The sequence below is a fragment of the Streptomyces sp. NRRL F-6492 genome (assembly GCF_001280125.1).
GTDB lineage: Bacteria > Actinomycetota > Actinomycetes > Streptomycetales > Streptomycetaceae > Streptomyces.
Genome location: NZ_LGEG01000281.1, coordinates 18,770 through 40,046 on the forward strand (window position 1 = coordinate 18,770; position 21,277 = coordinate 40,046).

Genomic DNA, 21,277 nt, shown 5'->3' on the forward strand with positions numbered 1-21,277 from the left:
GGGAACACGAGCCGATCGCCATCGTCGGCATGGGCTGCCGCTTCCCCGGCGACGTCGGCTCCCCCGAGGATCTGTGGCGGCTCGTCGCCGACGGCACGGACGCGGTCGGCCCCTTCCCCGAGGGCCGCGGCTGGCCCGAGGACCTGTACGACGCCGACCCGGAACGCTCCGGCAAGAGCTACACCCGCGCCGGCGGGTTCCTGTCGGGAGCCGGACACTTCGACGCGCCCTTCTTCGAGGTGTCGCCGCGCGAAGCCCTCGCGATGGACCCCCAGCAGCGCCTGCTCCTGGAGGTCGCCTGGGAGACCGTCGAACGCGCCGGCCTCGACCCGCTGTCGCTGCGCGGCAGCCGGACCGGCGTCTTCGTCGGCGCCACCGGCCAGGACTACGGCCCCCGGATGCAGGACGCCCCGCCGAGCGTCGAGGGCCTCGTCCTCACCGGCAGCACCTCCAGCATCATGTCCGGCCGCGTCGCCTACCACCTGGGCCTGACCGGCCCCGCCGTCACCCTCGACACGGCCTGCTCGTCCTCGCTCGTCGCCCTCCACCTCGCGGCCCGCGCCCTGCGGGCGGGGGAGTGCTCCCTCGCCCTCGCCGGCGGCATCATGATCATGTCGACGCCGGGCACCTTCATCGAGTTCAGCCGCCAGCGCGGCCTCTCCGCCGACGGCCGCTGCAAGTCCTTCTCCGCCGACGCGGACGGCACGGGCTGGGGCGAGGGCGTCGGTCTGCTCCTCGTGGAACGCCTGTCGGACGCGCGGCGCAACGGCCACCAGGTCCTCGCCGTCCTGCGCGGTTCGGCCGTCAACCAGGACGGCGCCTCCAACGGCCTGACCGCCCCCAACGGCCGCGCCCAGCAGGCCGTCATCCGCCAGGCCCTCGCCGGCGCCCGCCTCACCCCCGCGGACGTGGACGTGGTCGAGGCGCACGGCACGGGCACGCGCCTGGGCGACCCGATCGAGGCGGAGGCCCTGCTCGCCACGTACGGACGCGAACGCGGCGACCAGGAACCGCTGTGGCTCGGCTCCGTCAAGTCGAACATCGGCCACACGCAGCACGCGGCCGGCGTCGCGGGCGTCATCAAGATGGTCGAGGCGATGCGCCACGGCGTCGTCCCCGCCACCCTGCACGCCGACGAACCGTCCCCGATGATCGACTGGTCGGCGGGCGCGGTGGAACTCCTCACGGAGGCGCGCACCTGGCCGGACGCGGACCGCCCGCGCCGGGCGGCGGTGTCGTCGTTCGGGGTGAGCGGGACGAACGCGCATGTCGTACTGGAGCAGGCGCCGGAGGCCTCGGAGGAGGTCGCCGGGGACGTTGTTCCGGTGGTGGTGCCGTGGGTGATCTCCGGTCGTACGGCTGGGGCGCTGCGGGACCAGGTGGAGCGGGTCCGTGCGTACGTTGCCGGGACGGATGCCCGTCCGGTGGACGTGGGTGCGTCGCTGGTGTCGTCGCGGTCGGTGTTCGAGCACCGGGCAGTGATCGTCGGGGACGAGACCGTGGAAGGCGTGGCCGGGGCCGGTCGTGTGGGCGTGATGTTCACGGGTCAGGGGGCTCAGCGGGCCGGGATGGGCAAGGAGCTGTACGAGTCCTTCCCCGCCTTCGCCAAGGCCTTTGACGAGGTCCTGTCGCACCTGGACGGCGATCTCCGGGAGGTCGTCTTCTCGGGCGAGGGTCTGGACGAGACCGGGAACACGCAGCCGGCCCTCTTCGCCCTCGAAGTCGCCCTCTACCGTCTGGTGGAGTCCTGGGGCGTGAAGCCCGAGGTGCTGACCGGACACTCCATTGGCGAGATCGCCGCCGCGCATGTGGCCGGGGTTCTGTCTCTGGAGGACGCTTCCACGCTGGTGTCGGCCCGTGGTCGTCTGATGCAGGCGCTTCCCGCCGGTGGCGCGATGGTCGCGGTCCAGGCTTCGGAGGAGACGGTCCTTCCGTTGCTGGCCGGGCGTGAGTCCGAAGCCGGTATCGCTGCCGTGAACGGCCCCGAGTCGGTGGTCATCGCGGGTGTCGAGGCCGTCGTGCTGGAGATCGCCCAGGCGTTGGGCGTGAAGTTCAAGCAGCTCACGGTCAGCCACGCCTTCCACTCGCCGCTGATGGAGCCCATGCTGGAGGACTTCCGTGCCGTGGTGGCGGGCCTGTCGTTCAGTGCGCCTCGTATCCCGATCGTCTCCACCGTCACCGGCCAGATCACCACTGAAGAACTCCAGTCGGTCGACTACTGGGTGCAGCACGTCCGCCGCCCGGTCCGCTTCGCCGACGCGGTCCGCACCATCGAGGCCCAGGGCGTGGACCATCTCCTCGAACTCGGCCCCGACGCCGTCCTGTCCGTCCTGTCCGGAGGCGTCCCCGCCCTCCGCAAGGGCCGTCCCGAACCGCAGCAGCTCGTCACCGCCCTCGCCCGCCTCTTCGTCAACGGCGCGTCCGTCGACTGGAAGGCGTACTACGAAGGTTCCGGCGCCCGCCGCGTCGACCTGCCCACCTACGCCTTCCAGCACGAGAACTACTGGCTGGAGCCCACCTCCTCCGGGACGTACGTCGCTCCGGTCGTCGAGCACCGCACCGCTCCCAAGGGCGGCACCGCCGAGCTGGTCGAGGAGTTGGCCGGGCTCGGTGACGCCGAGCAGGACCAGCGGCTGCTGAGGCTCGTGCGCGAACAGCTGGCGGGCGTCCTCGGCTACGCCGACCCCGACGCCTTCGGAGCCGCTCAGGTCTTCACCGAACTGGGCCTGACCTCCATGACGGCCGTCGAGCTGCGCAACCGCCTCAGCGCGGCGACCGGGCTCCGCATCCCCGCCACGGTCGGCTTCGACCACCCGACGCCGCAGGCCGTCGTCGCGTACCTGAAGTCCGAACTGCTCGGCTCCGACACCGTACGACGGACCTTCGCCGCCACCCGCACGAGCGACGAGCCGATCGCCATCGTCGGCATGGCCTGCCGCTACCCGGGCGGGGCCGCGTCGCCGGAGGACCTGTGGCGGCTCGTCGCCGACGGCGTCGACGCCGTCGGACCGCTGCCCACCGGCCGCGGCTGGGACGAGGACCTGTACGACCCCGACCCCGACCGCTCCGGCAAGAGCTACACCCGCGAGGGCGGCTTCCTCCATGAAGCCGACCGGTTCGACGCCGGTTTCTTCGGGATCTCGCCGCGCGAGGCCCTGGGCATGGACCCGCAGCAGCGGCTGCTCCTGGAGACCGCCTGGGAGGCGTTCGAGCGCGCCGGCATCGACCCGGAGACGGTGCGCGGCGACCAGGTCGGCGTCTTCGCCGGCGGCAACGGCGCCGACTACGCGACGATGATGACCCGCGCGCCCGAGGGCGTCGACGGCTACCTGATGACGGGCAACGCCGCCAGCGTCGTCGCCGGCCGCATCGCGTACGCCTTCGGTCTCGAAGGCCCGGCCATGACGGTCGACACGGCGTGCTCGTCGTCGCTCGTCGCCCTGCACCTGGCCGCGCAGGCGCTGCGCTCCGGCGAGTGCTCGATGGCCCTCGTCGGCGGCGTGACCGTCATGTCGACGCCCGGCACCTTCATCGAGTTCAGCAGGCAGCGCGGGCTCGCTCCCGACGGCCGGTGCAAGGCGTTCTCGGCGGACGCCGACGGTACGGGCTGGGCCGAGGGCGTCGGCATGCTGCTCGTCGAACCGCTCTCCCAGGCCCGCCGCAACGGCCACGAGGTCCTGGCGGTCGTCCGTGGTTCGGCCGTCAACCAGGACGGCGCGTCGAACGGTCTGACCGCCCCCAACGGTCCTTCCCAGCAGCGGGTCATCCGCCAGGCCCTCGCCAACGCCCGTCTCACTCCGGCCGACGTCGACGCCGTCGAGGCGCACGGTACGGGCACGCGTCTGGGCGACCCGATCGAGGCGGAGGCCCTGCTCGCCACGTACGGGCAGGAGCGCGGCGACCAGGGGCCGCTGTGGCTCGGCTCGCTGAAGTCCAACATCGGCCACGCACAGGCGGCGGCCGGTGTCGGCGGCGTCATCAAGATGGTCCAGGCGATGCGCCACGGCGTCCTGCCGAAGACCCTGCACGTCGAGGAGCCTTCGCCCCTGATCGACTGGTCGGCGGGCGAGATCGAGCTGCTGACGGAAGCGCGCACGTGGCCGGAGACCGGCCGCCCGCGCCGCGCGGCGGTGTCCTCCTTCGGCGCCAGCGGGACGAACGCGCATGTGGTGCTGGAGCAGGCGCCGGAGAGCGTGGTGGTACCGGAGGAGGGTGTTGCTCCGGTGGTGGTGCCGTGGGCGGTGTCCGGTCGTACGGCTGGTGCACTGCGGGACCAGGTGGAGCGGGTCCGTGCGTACGCCGCTGAGGTGGATGCCCGTCCGGTGGATGTGGGTGCGTCGCTGGTGTCGTCGCGGTCGGTGTTTGAGCACCGGGCGGTGATCGTCGGGGACGAGACGGTCGAGGGTGTGGCTGGTTCTGGCCGTGTCGGTGTGATGTTCACGGGGCAGGGTGCTCAGCGGGCCGGGATGGGCAAGGAGCTGTATGAGTCCTTCCCTGCTTTCGCGGCGGCCTTTGACGAGGTTCTGTCGCACCTGGACGGCGATCTCCGCGAGATCATCTTCTCGGGTGAGGGTCTGGACGAGACCGGGAACACGCAGCCGGCCCTCTTCGCCCTGGAAGTCGCCCTTTACCGTCTGGTGGAGTCCTGGGGTGTGAAGCCGGAGGTGCTGACCGGGCACTCGATCGGTGAGATCGCCGCCGCGCATGTGGCGGGGGTGTTGTCCCTGGAGGACGCCTGCACGCTGGTGTCGGCCCGTGGTCGTCTGATGCAGGCCCTGCCTTCGGGCGGTGCGATGGTCGCCGTGCAGGCTTCTGAGGAGACGGTTCTGCCGTTGTTGGCCGGGCGTGAGGCCGAAGCCGGTATCGCTGCCGTGAACGGGCCCGAGTCGGTGGTCATCGCGGGTGTCGAGGCCGTCGTGCTGGAGATCGCCCAAACGCTGGGCGTGAAGTTCAAGCAGCTCACGGTCAGCCACGCCTTCCACTCGCCCCTGATGGAGCCCATGCTGGAGGACTTCCGTGCCGTGGTGGCGGGGCTGTCGTTCAGTACGCCTCGTATCCCGATCGTCTCCACCGTCACCGGCCAGATCGCCGCCGAGGAACTTCAGTCGGTCGACTACTGGGTGCAGCACGTCCGCCGCCCCGTCCGCTTCGCCGATGCCCTCCAGACCATCGAAGCCCAGGGCGTGGATGCCCTCCTCGAACTCGGCCCGGACGGCGTCCTGTCCGCCCTGGCCAACGGCATCCCCACCCTCCGCAAGGGCCGCCCGGAAGCCCAGCAGCTCGTCACCGCCCTCGCCCGCCTCTTCGTCAACGGCACGCCAGTCGACTGGAAGGCGTACTACGAGGGCTCCGGCGCCCGTCCCGTCGACCTCCCCACCTACGCCTTCCAGCGGGATTCGTACTGGCTCGTCCCCGTGGCCGACACGGCGGACGTGGCGTCGGCCGGGCTGGTGACGGCCGGGCATCCGCTGCTCGGGGCCGTCGTCGAACTGGCGGACGGCGACGGCCTGGTGCTCACCGGGCGGCTCTCCCTCGCCACCCACCCCTGGCTGGCCGATCACGCCGTCGCCGGCACCGTGCTCCTGCCCGGTACCGCCTTCGTCGAGATGGCCGTCCAGGCCGGTGACCGGGTCGGCTGTGACCGGATCGAGGAGCTGACGCTCGCCGCGCCGCTCGTCCTTCCCGAGCGCGGCGCCGTACAGCTCCAGATCACCGTCGGCGCGGCCGACGACTCCGGGCGCCGCACCCTCGCGGTCCACGCGCGGCCCGAGGGCGACGACGGGGCCGACGAGGCATGGGTCCGGCACGCCTCCGGCGTGCTGACGGCGGCGGCCGCGTCCGTGCCCGCCGACCTGGCGGCCTGGCCGCCGGCCGGGGCCGTCGAGGTGGACGTCGAGGGCGCCTACGAGCGCCTCGTGGAGCAGGGCTACGACTACGGGCCCGCGTTCCAGGGCCTGCGGCGCGCCTGGCGGCGGGACGGCGAGGTGTACGCCGAGGTCGTCCTGCCCGAGGAGCAGCACGCGGACGCCGGCCGCTTCACCCTGCACCCGGCGCTGCTCGACGCGACCCTGCACGCCGTGATGCTCAAGGCCCTGGAGGACGCGTCCGATCCCGCCCTGCCGTTCTCCTGGGGCGGTGTCACCGTGCACGCCACCGGCGCGGCCGAGCTGCGCGTACGGTTCGTGTCGACCGGGCCGGACACCGTGTCGTTGGTGATCGCAGACGCGGCCGGCAAGCCCGTCGCGGAGGCGGACTCCCTGCTGTGGCGCACGGTGTCGGCCGACGCGCTCACCACCGCCCGCACGACCTACCACGACGCGCTGTTCCAGGTCGACTGGACGAAGGTCCCCGGCGGGCGGGCCCCGGCCGCGGGCCGCACCGACGACTGGGTCCTGCTCGGCGACGCGGCCGCATCGACCCTCCCCGAAGGCACGGGGGACGGATTCCGGCGGTACGCGGACGTCACCGCGCTGCTCGAAGCGGTGGACAGGGGCCGTGCGGCCGTCCCGCCCGTGGCCCTCGTGTCCCTGGCGCCGAGCGGGAACGCCGACGTCCCCGGGGCCGTACGGGACGCGACGTACCGCGCGCTGGAACTGGCGCAGGCGTGGCTCGCGGACGGGCGGCTGGAGGACTCCACGCTCGTCGTGGCCGCCCGTGGCGCCGAGAGCGGCGACCTCGCCCTCGCCTCCGCCTGGGCACTGCTGCGCTCCGCGCAGACCGAGAACCCCGGCAGGATCGTCCTGCTCGACCTCCAGGAAAGCGCGGAGGTCACGGAGGGCGCGCAGAACACGGAGACGCGCGCCGCCCTGCTGGCCGCGCCGGTCGCCGGAGAGCCCCGGCTGGCCGTACGGGACGGAGAACTGTACGCCCCGAGGCTCGCCCGCATGGCCGTCGCGTCCGTCGCGTCCGTCGCGTCCGGCGCGTCCGGCGCGTCCGTCGCGGAGGAGCGGGAGCCGGTCTTCGACGGCGACGGCACGGTGCTGGTCACCGGCGCGACCGGCGTGCTCGGCGCGCTGCTCGCCCGCCACCTGGTCACCGCCCACGGCGTACGGCACCTGCTGCTCACCAGCCGGCGCGGCGACCGGGCTCCCGGCGCGGCCGAGCTGGTCGCCGAGCTGACCGCGCTCGGCGCGGCCGACGTGCGCGTCGCCGCCTGCGACGCCGCCGACCGACCGGGCCTGGAGGCCCTGCTCGCGTCGATCCCGCCCGCGCACCCCCTGCGGGGCGTGGTCCACACGGCGGGCGTCGCCGACGACGGCGTCATCGGCTCGCTCACGCCCGAGCGGGTCGACGGCGTCCTGCGGCCCAAGGTCGACGGCGCGTGGAACCTGCACGAGCTGACCGAGGACCTGCCGCTCACGGCGTTCGTGCTCTTCTCGTCCGCGGCCGCCGTGTTCGGCGCCCCCGGCCAGGGCAACTACGCCGCCGCCAACGCCTTCCTGGACGCCCTGGCCGAGCACCGCCGGCGCGCGGACCTCCCCGCGACGGCGCTGTCCTGGGGCCTGTGGGCCGAGGCCAGTGGCATCACCGGCCACCTGGGCGAGGCGGACCTCCAGCGCATGACCCGCGCCGGCCTCCTGCCCATCACGGCCGACGACGGCCTGTCCCTCTTCAGCACCGCGCTCTCCGCCGAGAACCGCACCAGGACCGCCTGGATGCTGCCCCTCCGGCTGGACGTCAAGGCGCTGCGGGCCCAGGGCGACGCCCTGCCCGCCGTCCTGCGCGGCCTGGTCCGCCTCGCACCCCGCAGGGGGACGGCGAGCGGCACCGGCGCCGGTGGTGCCGGCGGGCAGGGGCAGTCGGCCCTGGCCCAGCGGCTGGCAGGCCTGGCCGAGGCCGAGCAGGGCGCGCTGCTGCGGGACCTGGTGTGCGCGCAGGTCGCCACCGTGCTCGGTCACGCCGGGCAGGACACGGTCGACCCCGAGCGGGCGTTCAAGGAACTCGGCTTCGATTCCCTGACCGCCGTCGATCTGCGCAACCGGCTCAACACCGAGACCGGAATGCGCCTGCCGGCCACGCTCATCTTCGACTATCCGACACCGCAGGCGCTCGCCGAACACCTGCGGACGGAACTCGTCGACTCCGGTGTGTCTCCCGAACGGCTCGTACTGGAAAGGATCGAGGCCCTGGAGGCGGCGCTGACCGGAGCGGAGCTGGACGACATCGCCCGTGGTCAGACCAGGGTCAGGCTGCAAGCCCTGATGTCCGCCTGGGACGCCGGGGACCGCACGGCGGGAGCGGCGGAAAGCGCCGCCGTGGCGGAAGAGCTGGAATCGGCATCGGCCGAGGAACTGTACGAATTCGTCGGCAAGGAATTCGGAATCACCTTCGACTAGCACGATCGGTGCGATGGGTGCGGCCGGTGCGGTGAATGCGGCCGGTGTGTCGAAGTAAGAAGCCAACTTGCTGACAGGAATGGGTGGGGAACGTCGCATGTCGAACGATGAAAAGCTCCTCGGTGTATTCAAGAAGGTCACTGCCGACCTCGTGCAGACCCGCAACCGGCTGCAGGAGCTCGAGGAGAAGAACCAGGAACCGATCGCCATCGTGGGGATGGCCTGCCGCTACCCCGGCGACGTCACGTCCCCCGAGGACCTGTGGCGCCTGGTCGAGGGCGGCACGGACGCCATCACGCCGTTCCCCACCCGGCGCGGCTGGGCCGAGGACCTGTACGACCCGGACCCGAAGGCCAAGGGCAAGAGCTACGCCCGCGAGGGCGGTTTCCTCCACGACGCCGACGCCTTCGACCCCGCCTTCTTCGACATGAGCCCGCGCGAGGCGCTCGGCGTCGACGCCCAGCAGCGCCTGCTCCTGGAGATCGCCTGGGAGACCTTCGAGCGCGCCGGCATCGACCCCGCCGCCGTCAGGGAATCCGCGGTCGGCGTCTTCACCGGCGTCATGTACGGCGACTACGGCCTGCGGCTGCGCGACATCCCCGACGGTTACGAGGGACACATCCTCACCGGCAGCGCGGGCAGCGTCGCCTCCGGCCGCGTCGCCTACAACCTCGGCCTGACCGGCCCGGCCGTCACCGTCGACACGGCCTGCTCGTCCTCGCTCGTGGCCCTCCACCTCGCGGCGCAGGCGCTGCGGACGGGGGAGTGCTCGATGGCCCTCGCGGGCGGTGTGACGGTCATGTCGACGCCGGGCACCTTCGTCGAGTTCAGCCGGCAGCGGGGTCTCGCCCCCGACGGCCGGTCGAAGTCCTTCTCCGCCGACGCCAACGGCGTGGGCTGGGGCGAGGGCGTCGGCATGCTGCTCGTCGAGCGCCTGTCCGACGCGCGGCGCAACGGCCACCAGGTCCTCGCGGTCCTGCGCGGCTCGGCCATCAACCAGGACGGCGCGTCGAACGGCCTCACGGCCCCCAACGGCCCCTCCCAGCGCCGGGTCATCCGCCACGCCCTGCTGAACTCCCGCCTGACGGCGGCGGACGTGGACGTGGTCGAGGCCCACGGCACGGGCACGCGCCTCGGTGACCCGATCGAGGCGGACGCGCTGCTCGCCACGTACGGCCAGGAGCGGCCGGAGGGGCAGCCGCTGCTCCTCGGCTCCGTGAAGTCGAACATCGGCCACACGCAGGCGGCGGCCGGTGTCGCGGGTGTCATCAAGATGGTCATGGCGATGCGCCACGGCGTCGTCCCGAAGACCCTTCACGTGGGCGAACCGTCCCCCGAGGTCGACTGGTCGGCGGGCGCGGTGGAACTCCTCACCGAGGCGCGCACCTGGCCGGACGCGGACCGCCCGCGCCGGGCGGCGGTGTCGTCGTTCGGGATCAGCGGGACGAACGCGCATGTGGTGCTGGAGCAGGCGCCGGAGGCCGAGGTCGTACCGGGGGAGGGTGTTGCTCCGGTGGTGGTGCCGTGGGTGGTGTCCGGTCGTACGGAGGGGGCGCTGCGGGACCAGGTCGAGCGGGTTCGTACCTATGCGGCTGAGGCGGGTATCCGTCCTGTAGATGTGGGTGCGTCGCTGGTGTCGTCGCGGTCGGTGTTCGAGCACCGGGCGGTGATCGTCGGGGACGAGACCGTGGAAGGCGTGGCTGGTTCTAGTCGGGTGGGCGTGATGTTCACCGGGCAGGGGGCTCAGCGGGCCGGGATGGGAAGGGAGTTGTACGAGTCCTTCCCCGCCTTCGCCGCGGCCTTTGACGAGGTTCTGTCGCACCTGGAGCCGTCGCTTCGGGAGGTCATTTTCACCGGGGAGGGTCTGGACGAGACCGGGAACACGCAGCCGGCCCTCTTCGCCCTCGAAGTCGCCCTCTACCGCTTGATCGAGTCCTGGGGCGTGAAGCCCGAGATCCTGACCGGGCACTCGATCGGTGAGATCGCCGCCGCGCATGTGGCCGGGGTTCTGTCTCTGGAGGACGCCTGCACGCTGGTCTCCGCTCGTGGTCGTCTGATGCAGGCCCTGCCTTCGGGTGGTGCGATGGTGGCCGTGCAGGCGTCGGAGGAGACGGTTCTGCCGCTGTTGGCCGGGCGTGAGGCCGAAGCCGGTATCGCGGCCGTCAACGGCCCCGAGTCAGTGGTCATCGCGGGTGTCGAGGCCGTCGTGCTGGAGATCGCGCAGTCCTTGGGCGTGAAGTTCAAGCAGCTCACCGTCAGCCATGCCTTCCACTCGCCCCTGATGGAGCCGATGCTGGACGATTTCCGTGCCGTGGTGGCCGGGCTGTCGTTCAGCGCGCCTCGTATCCCGATCGTCTCCACCGTCACCGGCCAGGCGGCCACGGCCGAAGAACTTCAGTCGGTCGACTACTGGGTGGAGCACGTCCGCCGCCCCGTCCGCTTCGCCGACGCGATCCGCACCATCGAGGCCCAGGGCGTGGACGCCCTCCTCGAACTCGGCCCCGACGGCGTCCTGTCGGCCCTGGCCAACGGCATCCCCGTCCTCCGCAAGGGCCGCCCCGAGCCCCAGCAGCTCGTCACCGCCCTGGCTCGCCTCTTCGTCAACGGCGCGTCCGTCGACTGGAAGGCGTACTACGAGGGCTCCGGCGCCCGTCCCGTCGACCTCCCCACCTACGCCTTCCAGCACGAGCGCTACTGGCTGCTCCCCGCCCAGGGCATCGGGGACGTCACCTCGGCCGGGCTCTCCGCCGCCGGGCATCCGCTGCTCGGTGCCGCCCTCGAACTGGCGGACGGCGACGGGCTCGTGCTGACCGCGCGGCTGTCGCTCCAGACGCACCCGTGGCTGGCCGACCACGCCATCCTGGACACGGTGCTGCTGCCGGGTACGGCGTTCGTGGAGCTGGCGACGCAGGCCGGTGACCGGGTCGGCTGCGACACGGTCGAGGAGCTGACGCTCGCCGCGCCGCTCGTCCTTCCCGAGCGCGGCGCCGTGCAGCTCCAGATCACCGTCGGCGCGGCCGACGACTCCGGGCGCCGTGAGCTCGCGGTCTTCTCCCGCCCCGACCGCTCCGACGGCGAGGAGCACCCATGGACCCAGCACGCCACCGGCGCCCTGGTGGCCGGTGGCACCCGTACCTCCGAGGGCCTGGTGGTCTGGCCGCCGGCCGGGGCCGTCGAGGTGGACGTCGAGGGTGCCTACGAACGCCTCGTGGAGCGGGGCCACGGCTACGGCCCCGCCTTCCAGGGCCTCCGCAAGGTGTGGCAGCGCGACGGCGAGGTGTATGCCGAGGTCGCCCTGCCGGACGAGCGGCGCACCGAAGCCGGTCTGTTCGCCCTCCACCCCGCGCTGCTCGACGCGGCGCTCCACCCGCTGCTGCGCGGTGTCATCGACGACGAGCGGCAGGGCGGTCTGCCGTTCTCCTGGTCGGGCGTGACCGTGCACAGCACTGGTGCCTCCGTGCTGCGCGTCCGCCTGACACCGCGCGGCCCCGACACGCTCTCGCTCGTCGCCGCCGACGGCACCGGCGCGCCCGTGGTCACCGTCGACTCGCTGCTGTCCCGTGCCGTTTCGGCCGAGGCGCTGCGGGGCGCGGGCGGCGGCGCCGACGCCCTCTTCCGGGTCGACTGGACCAAGGTGACCGCCACCTCCCAGGAGCCCTCCGGCGACGCGGAGCCCATCTGGGCGGTCCTGGGCGACGCGCCCGACGCCCCCCTGCTGACCGGGACCGGAACCGGGACCGGAACCGGGACCGGGATCGAGTCCGGGGCCGGGACCGGGATCGAGTCCGGGGCCGGGATCGAGTCCGGGGTGCACGCCCACGCCGACTGGGCCGCGTTCCGTGCCGCCCTCGACGCGGGCGGCCCCGTCCCGTCCGTCGTCCTGGCGCCGTTCCTCTCCGAGCGGGACCCGGCCGGTACCGACCTGGCCGCGCGGACGCGCGCCACCACGCTGCACGCCCTGGAACTGGTCCAGGGCTGGCTGGCCGACGACCGGCTCGCCGACTCCAAGCTCGTCGTCGTGACGCGCCACGCGGTCGCCACCGATCCCTTCGGAGCGGGTGACCCCACCCTGGCGGGCGTCCGTGGTCTGGTCCGTACGGCACAGACCGAGAACCCGGACCGTTTCGTCCTCCTCGATCTGGACCTCGACACGGCCGAGGCGTCACAGGACCGGCTCACCGCCGCCCTCACCGCCGCCCTCGCCACCGGCGAACCGGAACTGGCCCTGCGCGGCCCCGACGCCTTCGCCCCCCGCCTCGCCCGCATCCCGGCCCAGGACACCGAGCCGGCCCGCCACCGGACCCCCGACCAGACCCACGACCAGACCTACGACCGGACCCCCCTCCGGGCGCCCTTCGGGCCCGACGGCACGGTCCTCATCACCGGCGCGACCGGCGACCTGGGCACCCTGCTCGCCCGTCACCTGGTCACCGAGCACAACGTGCGCCACCTCCTCCTGGTCAGCCGGCGCGGCGACCGGGCGCCCGGCGCCGCCGAGCTGGCCGCCGAACTGACCGGGCTCGGCGCCCGCGTGACCCTCGCCGCCTGCGACGTCGCCGACCGCGAGGCCCTGGCGGCCGTACTCGCCTCCGTACCTGCCGAACACCCGCTGACCGGCGTCGTGCACACGGCCGGCGTCCTCGACGACGCGATCGCCGCGACCCTGACCCCCGAGCAACTGCAGAACGTCCTGCGGCCCAAGGTCGACGCGGCGTGGAACCTCCACGAACTCACCGCGGACCTCGGCCTGACCGCCTTTGTCCTCTACTCCTCCTCCGCCGCCACCTTCGGCGGCCCCGGCCAGGCCAACTACGCCGCCGCCAACGCCTTCCTCGACGAACTGGCCCGGTACCGCCGCGCGGCCGGACTCCCCGCGACCTCCCTCGCCTGGGGCCTGTGGGCGCAGACGGGCGGCATCACCGAAAGCCTCTCGCAGAACGACGTCACCCGCATCGCCCGCGCCGGAATGCTGCCGCTGACCGAGGACGACGGCATGGCGCTGTTCGACACGGTCGTCCGCGCCGGACTCGCCTGGGCCCTGCCCACCCGCCTGGACCTCGCCACCCTGCGCTCCCTCGGCAGCGGCCTGCCCGCACTGCTCCGGGGCCTGGTACGGGTCGCGCCCCCGCGCGGCACGGCGGCCGGCGGCACGGCGGCCCCGTCCACGCTCGCCCAGCAGCTCGCCGCCCTGACCGGGACCGAACGCGAACGCGTCCTCGTCGACCTCGTACGCGGCCACGTCGCCGCCGTCCTCGGACACAGCGACCGCGAGGCCATCGACCGGGACCGCGCCTTCAAGGAGCTCGGCTTCGACTCCCTCACCGCCGTCGAACTGCGCAACCAGCTCAACGCGGCCACCGGTCTGCGCCTCTCCGCCGCGCTGATCTTCGACCACCCGACCCCGGCGGCCATCGCACACCACCTGAACACCGAACTCGTGGGCAGCGGGGCGGAGTCCACGACCACGGCCGTTCCGAGGAACTTCGGCACGGGGACGGACGACGACCCGATCGCCATCGTCGGCATGGCCTGCCGCCTGCCCGGCGGCGTCGGCTCCCCCGAGGACCTGTGGCGGCTCGTCGCCGACGGCACGGACGCCATCACCGGCTTCCCCACCGACCGGGGCTGGGACACCGAGGGCATCTACGACCCCGACCCGGAGGCCAAGGGCAAGAGCTACGCCCGCGAGGGCGGCTTCGTCGACGGAGTCGACCGCTTCGACCCCGCCCTCTTCGGCATCTCGCCGCGCGAGGCGCTCGGCATGGACCCGCAGCAGCGACTGCTCCTGGAGACCGTCTGGGAGGGCATCGAACGCGCCGGCATCGACCCGGTGTCGCTGCGCGGCAGCCAGACCGGCGTGTTCGTCGGCGTCAGCGGCCAGGACCACGGCGGCGTCCTCGCCCAAGTGCCGGGTTACGAGGGCCAGTTGCTGACCGGCAGCGCCAACAGCATCGCCTCCGGCCGCATCGCCTACCACCTCGGGCTGACCGGACCCGCGATCACCCTCGATACGGCGTGCTCGTCGTCGCTCGTCTCGCTGCACCTCGCGGCGCAGGCGCTGCGGTCGGGCGAGTGCGATCTCGCGGTGGCCGGCGGCGCGCTCCTGATGTCCACGCCCACGCTGTTCGTGGAGTTCAGCCGGCAGCGCGGCCTCGCGCCCGACGGCCGCTGCAAGGCCTTCTCCGCCGACGCGAACGGCACCGGCTGGGCCGAGGGCGTCGGCGTCCTCCTGGTCGAACGCCTCTCCGACGCCCGCCGCAACGGCCACCACGTCATGGCGGTCGTCCGGGGCACGGCCGTCAACCAGGACGGCGCCTCCAACGGCCTCATGGCCCCCAACGGCCCCTCCCAGCAGCGGGTCATCCGCCAGGCCCTCGCCGGCGCCCGCCTCACCCCCGCGGACGTGGACGTGGTCGAGGCCCACGGCACGGGCACGCGCCTCGGTGACCCGATCGAGGCGGAGGCGCTGCTCGCCACGTACGGCCAGGAGCGGCCGGAGGGGCAGCCGCTGCTCCTCGGCTCCCTGAAGTCGAACATCGGCCACACGCAGCACGCGGCCGGCGCGGCCGGCGTGATCAAGATGGTCATGGCGATGCGCCACGGCCTCGTCCCGAAGACCCTCCACGTCGGCGAACCCTCCCCGATGATCGATTGGTCGGCGGGCGAGATCGAACTCCTGACGGAAGCACGTGCGTGGCCGGAGACCGGCCGCCCGCGTCGCGCGGCGGTGTCGTCGTTCGGCGTGAGCGGGACGAACGCGCACGTCGTACTGGAGCAGGCGCCGGAGCCCGAGGGCGCCGGAGCCCGAGGCCGTACTGGACGGGGGTGTGGCTCCGGTGGTGGTGCCGTGGGTGATCTCCGGTCGTACGGCTGGGGCGCTGCGGGACCAGATCGAGCGAGTCCGTGCCTTCACGGCCGAGTCGGATGCCCGTCCCGTCGATGTGGGCGCGTCGCTGGTGTCGTCGCGGTCGGTGTTCGAGCACCGGGCGGTCGTCATCGAGGACGAGACCGTGGAAGGCGTGGCCGGTTCTGGCCGTGTCGGTGTGATGTTCACGGGTCAGGGTGCTCAGCGGGCCGGGATGGGCAAGGAGCTGTACGAGTCCTTCCCCACCTTCGCCAAGGCCTTCGACGAGGTCCTGTCGCACCTGGACGGCGATCTCCGGGAGGTCGTCTTCTCGGGCGAGGGTCTGGACGAGACGGGCAACACGCAGCCGGCCCTCTTCGCCCTCGAGGTAGCCCTTTACCGTCTGATCGAGTCCTGGGGCGTGAGGCCCGAGGTGCTGACCGGACACTCCATTGGCGAGATCGCCGCCGCGCACGTGGCGGGGGTGTTGTCCCTGGAGGACGCCTGCACGCTGGTGTCGGCCCGTGGTCGTCTGATGCAGGCGCTTCCCGCCGGTGGCGCGATGGTGGCCGTACAGGCTTCGGAGGAGGCGGTTCTGCCGCTGCTGGCGGGCCGCGAAGCGACCGTCGGTATCGCCGCCGTCAACGGTCCCGAGTCGGTGGTCATCGCGGGTGTCGAGGCGGTCGTGCTGGAGATCGCGCAGTCCTTGGGCGTGAAGTTCAAGCAGCTCACGGTGAGCCATGCCTTCCACTCGCCGCTGATGGACCCGATGCTGGAGGACTTACGTGCCGTGGTGGCGGGGCTGTCGTTCAGTACGCCTCGTATCCCGATCGTCTCCACCGTCACCGGCCAGATCACCACTGAAGAACTTCAGTCGGTCGACTACTGGGTGCAGCATGTCCGCCGCCCCGTCCGTTTCGCCGACGCGGTCCGCACCATCGAGGCCCAGGGTGTCGAAAACCTCCTCGAACTCGGCCCGGACGGTGTCCTGTCGGCCCTGGCCAACGGCATCCCCGTCCTCCGCAAGGGCCGTCCCGAGCCCCAGCAGCTCGTCACCGCCCTCGCCCGCCTCTTCGTCAACGGCACGCCGGTCGACTGGAAGGCGTACTACGAGGGCTCCGGCGCCCGCCCCGTCGACCTCCCCACCTACGCCTTCCAGCACGAGCGCTACTGGCTTCTGCCTCCGGCCGACAAGGGGGACGTCGTGTCCGCCGGGCTGGCTTCGGCCGAGCACCCGCTCCTGGGGGCGGCCGTCGAGCTGGCGGACGGCGAGGGTGCGGTCCTGACGGGCCGGCTGTCGCTCCGTACGCACCCGTGGCTGGCGGATCACGCGGTGTTCGGGACCGTCCTGCTGCCGGGGACGGCGTTCGTGGAGCTCTGGCGACGCAGGCCGGTGACCGGATCGGCTGCGACACGGTCGAGGAGCTGACCCTCGCCGCACCGCTCGTCCTTCCCGAGCACGGGGCCGTCCAGCTCCAGATCACCGTCACGGGCCGTGAACTCGCGATCTACTCCCGTCCCGAGCGCTCCGACGGCGAGGAGCAGCCCTGGATCCAGCACGCCACCGGCACCCTGACCGACGGCGGTGCTCCCGCGGCCGAAAGCCCGGCCGTGTGGCCCCCGGCGGGGGCCGAGGAGATCGACCTCACCCACCTCTACGGGCGCCTGGACGAGCGGGGTTACGGGTACGGGCCTGCCTTCCAGGGCCTGGCCCGTGCCTGGCGGGCGGCGGACGGCGAGCTGTACGCCGACGTCGTCCTGCCGGAGGAGCAGCACGGCGAGGCGGCCCGCTTCGCCCTCCACCCCGCCCTGCTCGACGCGTCCCTGCACATCCTGCTGCCGGGCGTCGCGGAGGCGGACGGGCAGCCGGGCCTGCCGTTCTCGTGGTCGCGCGTCACCGTCCACAGTGCCGGTGCCACCGCGCTCCGCGTACGGCTGGTCCGCACGAAGGCCGAGACCGGGCTCGACGAGGTCTCGCTGGTGATGACCGACCCGGCAGGCGCCCCCGTCGCGACGGTGGGCACCCTGCTGTCCCGCGAGGTCTCCGCCGAGATGCTGCGCGGCGCGGGAGCCACCCACCACGAGTCGCTGTTCCAGGTCGACTGGACCCCCGTCCCGCTCTCCGACGACGTCAGCGGCGAGGAGGAGACGGCGGCGGCCATGGCGCACTGGGCCGTTCTCGGCACCGAAAGCACCGGGATCGGTGTCCCCCTCCCCTCCTACGAGCACCTCACCGCCCTCCGCGCGGCGGTCGACGCGGGCACCGCAGTGCCCCCCGTCGTTCTCGTACCCCTCTCCGGTTCCGAAGCCGGCGACCTCGGCGAGACCGCCCGGACGCTCACGCACCGGGCCCTGGAGCTGGTCCAGGCATGGGTGGCCGACGACCGTTTCGCCGCCTCGCAGCTGGTCCTGGTGGCCCGTGACGCCGTGGCCGCCGACGACGGCGACCGGCTGGAGAACCTGGCGCTCTCCGGCGCCTGGGGCCTGTTCCGTTCGGCCGCGACCGAGAACCCCGGCCGGTTCGCCCTCGCGGACCTGGGCGACCCGGACGCTTCGGGCTCCCCGGCCCGGCTGCTCCCGGCCGCGCTCGCGACCGGCGAGCACGAGCTGGCGATCCGCGACGGCCGGGTCCTCACCCCGCGCCTCGCCAGGACGCAGGCCGGCGCCCCGGCGGCGGAGTCCCCCTGGGGCGGCGACGGCACGGTGCTGATCACGGGCGCCACCGGCGGCCTCGGCGCGCTGCTCGCCCGCCACCTGGTCACCGAGCACGGCGTGCGCCACCTCCTCCTGCTCAGCCGGCGCGGCGGCCGGGCGCCTGGCGCGGCCGAACTGGAGGCGGAGCTCACCGGCCTGGGCGCCCGCGTCACGATGGCGGCCTGCGACGTGGTCGACCGCGCGGCCCTGGCCGAGGTGATCGCCGCCGTACCGGCCGAGCACCCGCTGACCGGCGTCGTGCACACGGCCGGCGTCCTCGACGACAGCATCGTCGCGTCGATGACCGGCGAGCAGCTGGACACCGTGCTGCGGCCCAAGGTCAACGCCGCGTGGAACCTGCACGAGCTGACGCGCGAACTCGTCCCGGAACTGCGCGCCTTCGTGCTCTACTCCTCCGTCTCCGGCATCCTCGGCCCGCCCGGACAGGCCAACTACGCCGCCGGCAACGCGTTCCTGAACGCCCTGGCCCAGCACCGGCGTTCGCTCGGACTGCCCGCCACCTCGCTCGCCTGGGGCCTGTGGGCCCAGGCCAACGGGATGATCGGACACCTCGACGAGGCCGACCGCAAGCGCGTCGCCAAGGGCGGAGTGACGCCCATGTCCGAGGACGAGGGGATGGCGCTGTTCGACACCGCCGTCGCCGAGGACCGCAACCTGCTGGCCCCCGTACGCTTCGACACCGCCGCCCTGCGCGCCCTCGGCGACGGCCTGCCGTCGCTGCTGCGCGGTCTCGTACGGACGGCGACCCGGCGTGGCTCCGCCGCAACGGCCGGAGTCGCCACCGGCACGGCCACCGGCGGCGCGGACGGCACCTCGCTGGCGCAGCGGCTCTCCGGACTCGACGCCGCCGAGCGCGGGACGACGCTGGTGGAGCTCGTACGCGTCGAGGTCGCGGCCGTCCTCGGCCACGCGGGGCCCGAGGCGGTGGACCAGAACCGCGCGTTCAACGAGCTGGGATTCGACTCGCTGTCCGCCGTCGAACTCCGCAACAGGCTGAACGCGATGAGCGGTCTCCGCCTCCCGGCGACGCTCGTCTTCGACTATCCGACGCCGGCCGCCGTCGCCGGACACCTCGCGGAGGAGATTCCCGTCCTGGGCGGCACGGCCCCCGTGGGAACCCTCGGGGAGGAGATCGACCGGCTGGAGGCCAGCTTCGCCGCGTCGGGGTCGGCATCCGACCGCGCGGGAGAGTACGAGGCCGCCGCCGAGCGGCTGGAGAAGATCCTGCTGCGCCTGCGCGAGTCCGCCGGACCGGCGAAGCAGGCCGGAGCGTCGGAGGACGACATCCACACGGCGACCGTGGACGAGCTGCTCCATCTCATCGACGAAGAGTTCGACCTCGCGTGAGGTCGCGGAATATTCGGAAACTTCGACGTATTCGCCCCTCGCGGCAGAGGAAGTGACACAGGTGCAGGAAAGCCAGCAGAGCCCGCAGAGCCCGCAGAGCCAGCAAGGAACACAGGACAAGGTCGTCGACTACCTGAAGCGGGTGACCGCCGACCTCCGGCGCGCCCGCCAGCGGATACAGGAGCTGGAGTCCCGGGGCGACGAGCCGATCGCCATCGTCGGCATGGCCTGCCGCTACCCGGGCGGCGTGGCCTCGCCCGAGGACCTGTGGCGGCTCGTCGCCGACGGCGCGGACGCGATATCCGGTTTCCCGACCGGCCGAGGCTGGGACGAGGACCTCTACGACCCCGACCCCGACCGCACGGGCAAGAGCTACACCCGCGAGGGCGGCTTCCTCCACGACGCCGACGCCTTCGACCCCGCCTTCTTCGGCATCTCGCCGCGCGAGGCGCTCGGCATGGACCCGCAGCAGCGGTTGCTGCTCGAAACCACGTGGGAGACCTTCGAGCGCGCCGGCATCGACCCGGCCGCCGTGCGCGGCACCGACACCGGCGTGTTCGCGGGCGTCATGTACTACGACTACGCCCCGCCCGTGCGCCAGATCCCGCAGGAGCTCGAAGGCGTCCTGATGACCGGCAACGCCGGAAGCGTCATCTCCGGCCGCCTCGCCTACTCCTTCGGCCTGACCGGCCCCACGGTCACCGTCGACACGGCGTGCTCGTCGTCGCTCGTGGCCCTCCACCTGGCGGCGCAGGCGCTGCGGGCGGGGGAGTGCTCGATGGCCCTCGCGGGCGGCGTGGCGGTCATGCACACCCCGAGCACCTTCGTGGAGTTCAGCCGCCAGCGGGGCCTGGCGCCCGACGGCCGGTCGAAGTCCTTCTCCGCCGACGCGGACGGGGTGGGCTGGGGCGAGGGCGTCGGCATGCTGCTCGTCGAGCGCCTGTCCGACGCACTCCGCAACGGCCACCAGGTCCTCGCCGTCCTGCGGGGCTCGGCCATCAACCAGGACGGCGCCTCCAACGGCCTCACGGCCCCCAACGGCCCCTCCCAGCGCCGGGTCATCCGCCAGGCGTTGGAGAACGCCCGCCTCACTCCGGCCGACGTCGACGTGGTCGAGGCCCACGGCACGGGCACGCGCCTGGGCGACCCGATCGAGGCGGACGCCCTGCTCGCCACGTACGGACGCCAGCGCGGCGACCGGGGCCCGCTCTGGCTCGGCTCGCTGAAGTCGAACATCGGCCACACGCAGGCCGCCGCCGGTGTCGGCGGCGTCATCAAGATGGTCGAGGCGATGCGCCACGGCGTCCTGCCGAAGACCCTCCACGCCGAGGAGCGCTCCCCCGAGGTCGACTGGTCGGCGGGCGAGATCGAGCTGCTGACCGAACAGCGCGCCTGGCCGGAGACCGGCCGCCCGCGTCGCGCGGCGGTGTCGTCGTTCGGCGTGAGCGGGACGAACGCGCACGTCGTACTGGAGCAGGCGCCGGAGCCCGAGTGGAGCAGGCGCCGGAGCCCGAGGCCGTACTGGACGGGGGTGTGGCTCCGGTGGTGGTGCCGTGGGTGATCTCCGGTCGTACGGAGGGGGCGCTGCGGGGCCAGATCGAGCGGCTCCGTGCCTTCACGGCCGAGTCGGATGCCCGTCCTGTGGATGTGGGTGCGTCGCTGGTGTCGTCGCGGTCGGTGTTCGAGCACCGGGCGGTCGTCGTCGGGGACGAGACGGTCGAGGGTGTGGCTGGTTCTGGCCGGGTGGGCGTGATGTTCACGGGTCAGGGTGCTCAGCGGGCCGGGATGGGCAAGGAGCTGTACGAAGCCTTCCCCACCTTCGCCAAGACCTTCGACGAAGTCCTGTCGCACCTGGACGAAGGCCTCCGCGAGATCATCTTCTCGGGTGAGGGTCTGGACGAGACCGGGAACACGCAGCCGGCGCTCTTCGCCCTGGAAGTCGCTCTCTACCGCCTGATCGAGTCCTGGGGCGTGAAGCCCGAGATCCTGACCGGGCACTCGATCGGTGAGATTGCCGCCGCGCATGTGGCGGGGG

The 21,277-nt window shown here is 72.9% G+C and carries 3 pseudogenes; all 3 read left to right on the forward strand.

Features of this window, described 5'->3' with window-relative positions:
- Positions 1–5: 5 nt before the first annotated feature.
- Positions 6–8,336: pseudogene (locus ADL08_RS34085) on the forward strand (type I polyketide synthase); the annotation flags it as partial.
- 97 nt (positions 8,337–8,433) lie between these two features.
- Positions 8,434–19,242, forward strand: a pseudogene (locus ADL08_RS39305) (SDR family NAD(P)-dependent oxidoreductase).
- Between the two features lie 61 nt (positions 19,243–19,303).
- Positions 19,304–21,277, forward strand: a pseudogene (locus ADL08_RS34095) (type I polyketide synthase); the annotation flags it as partial.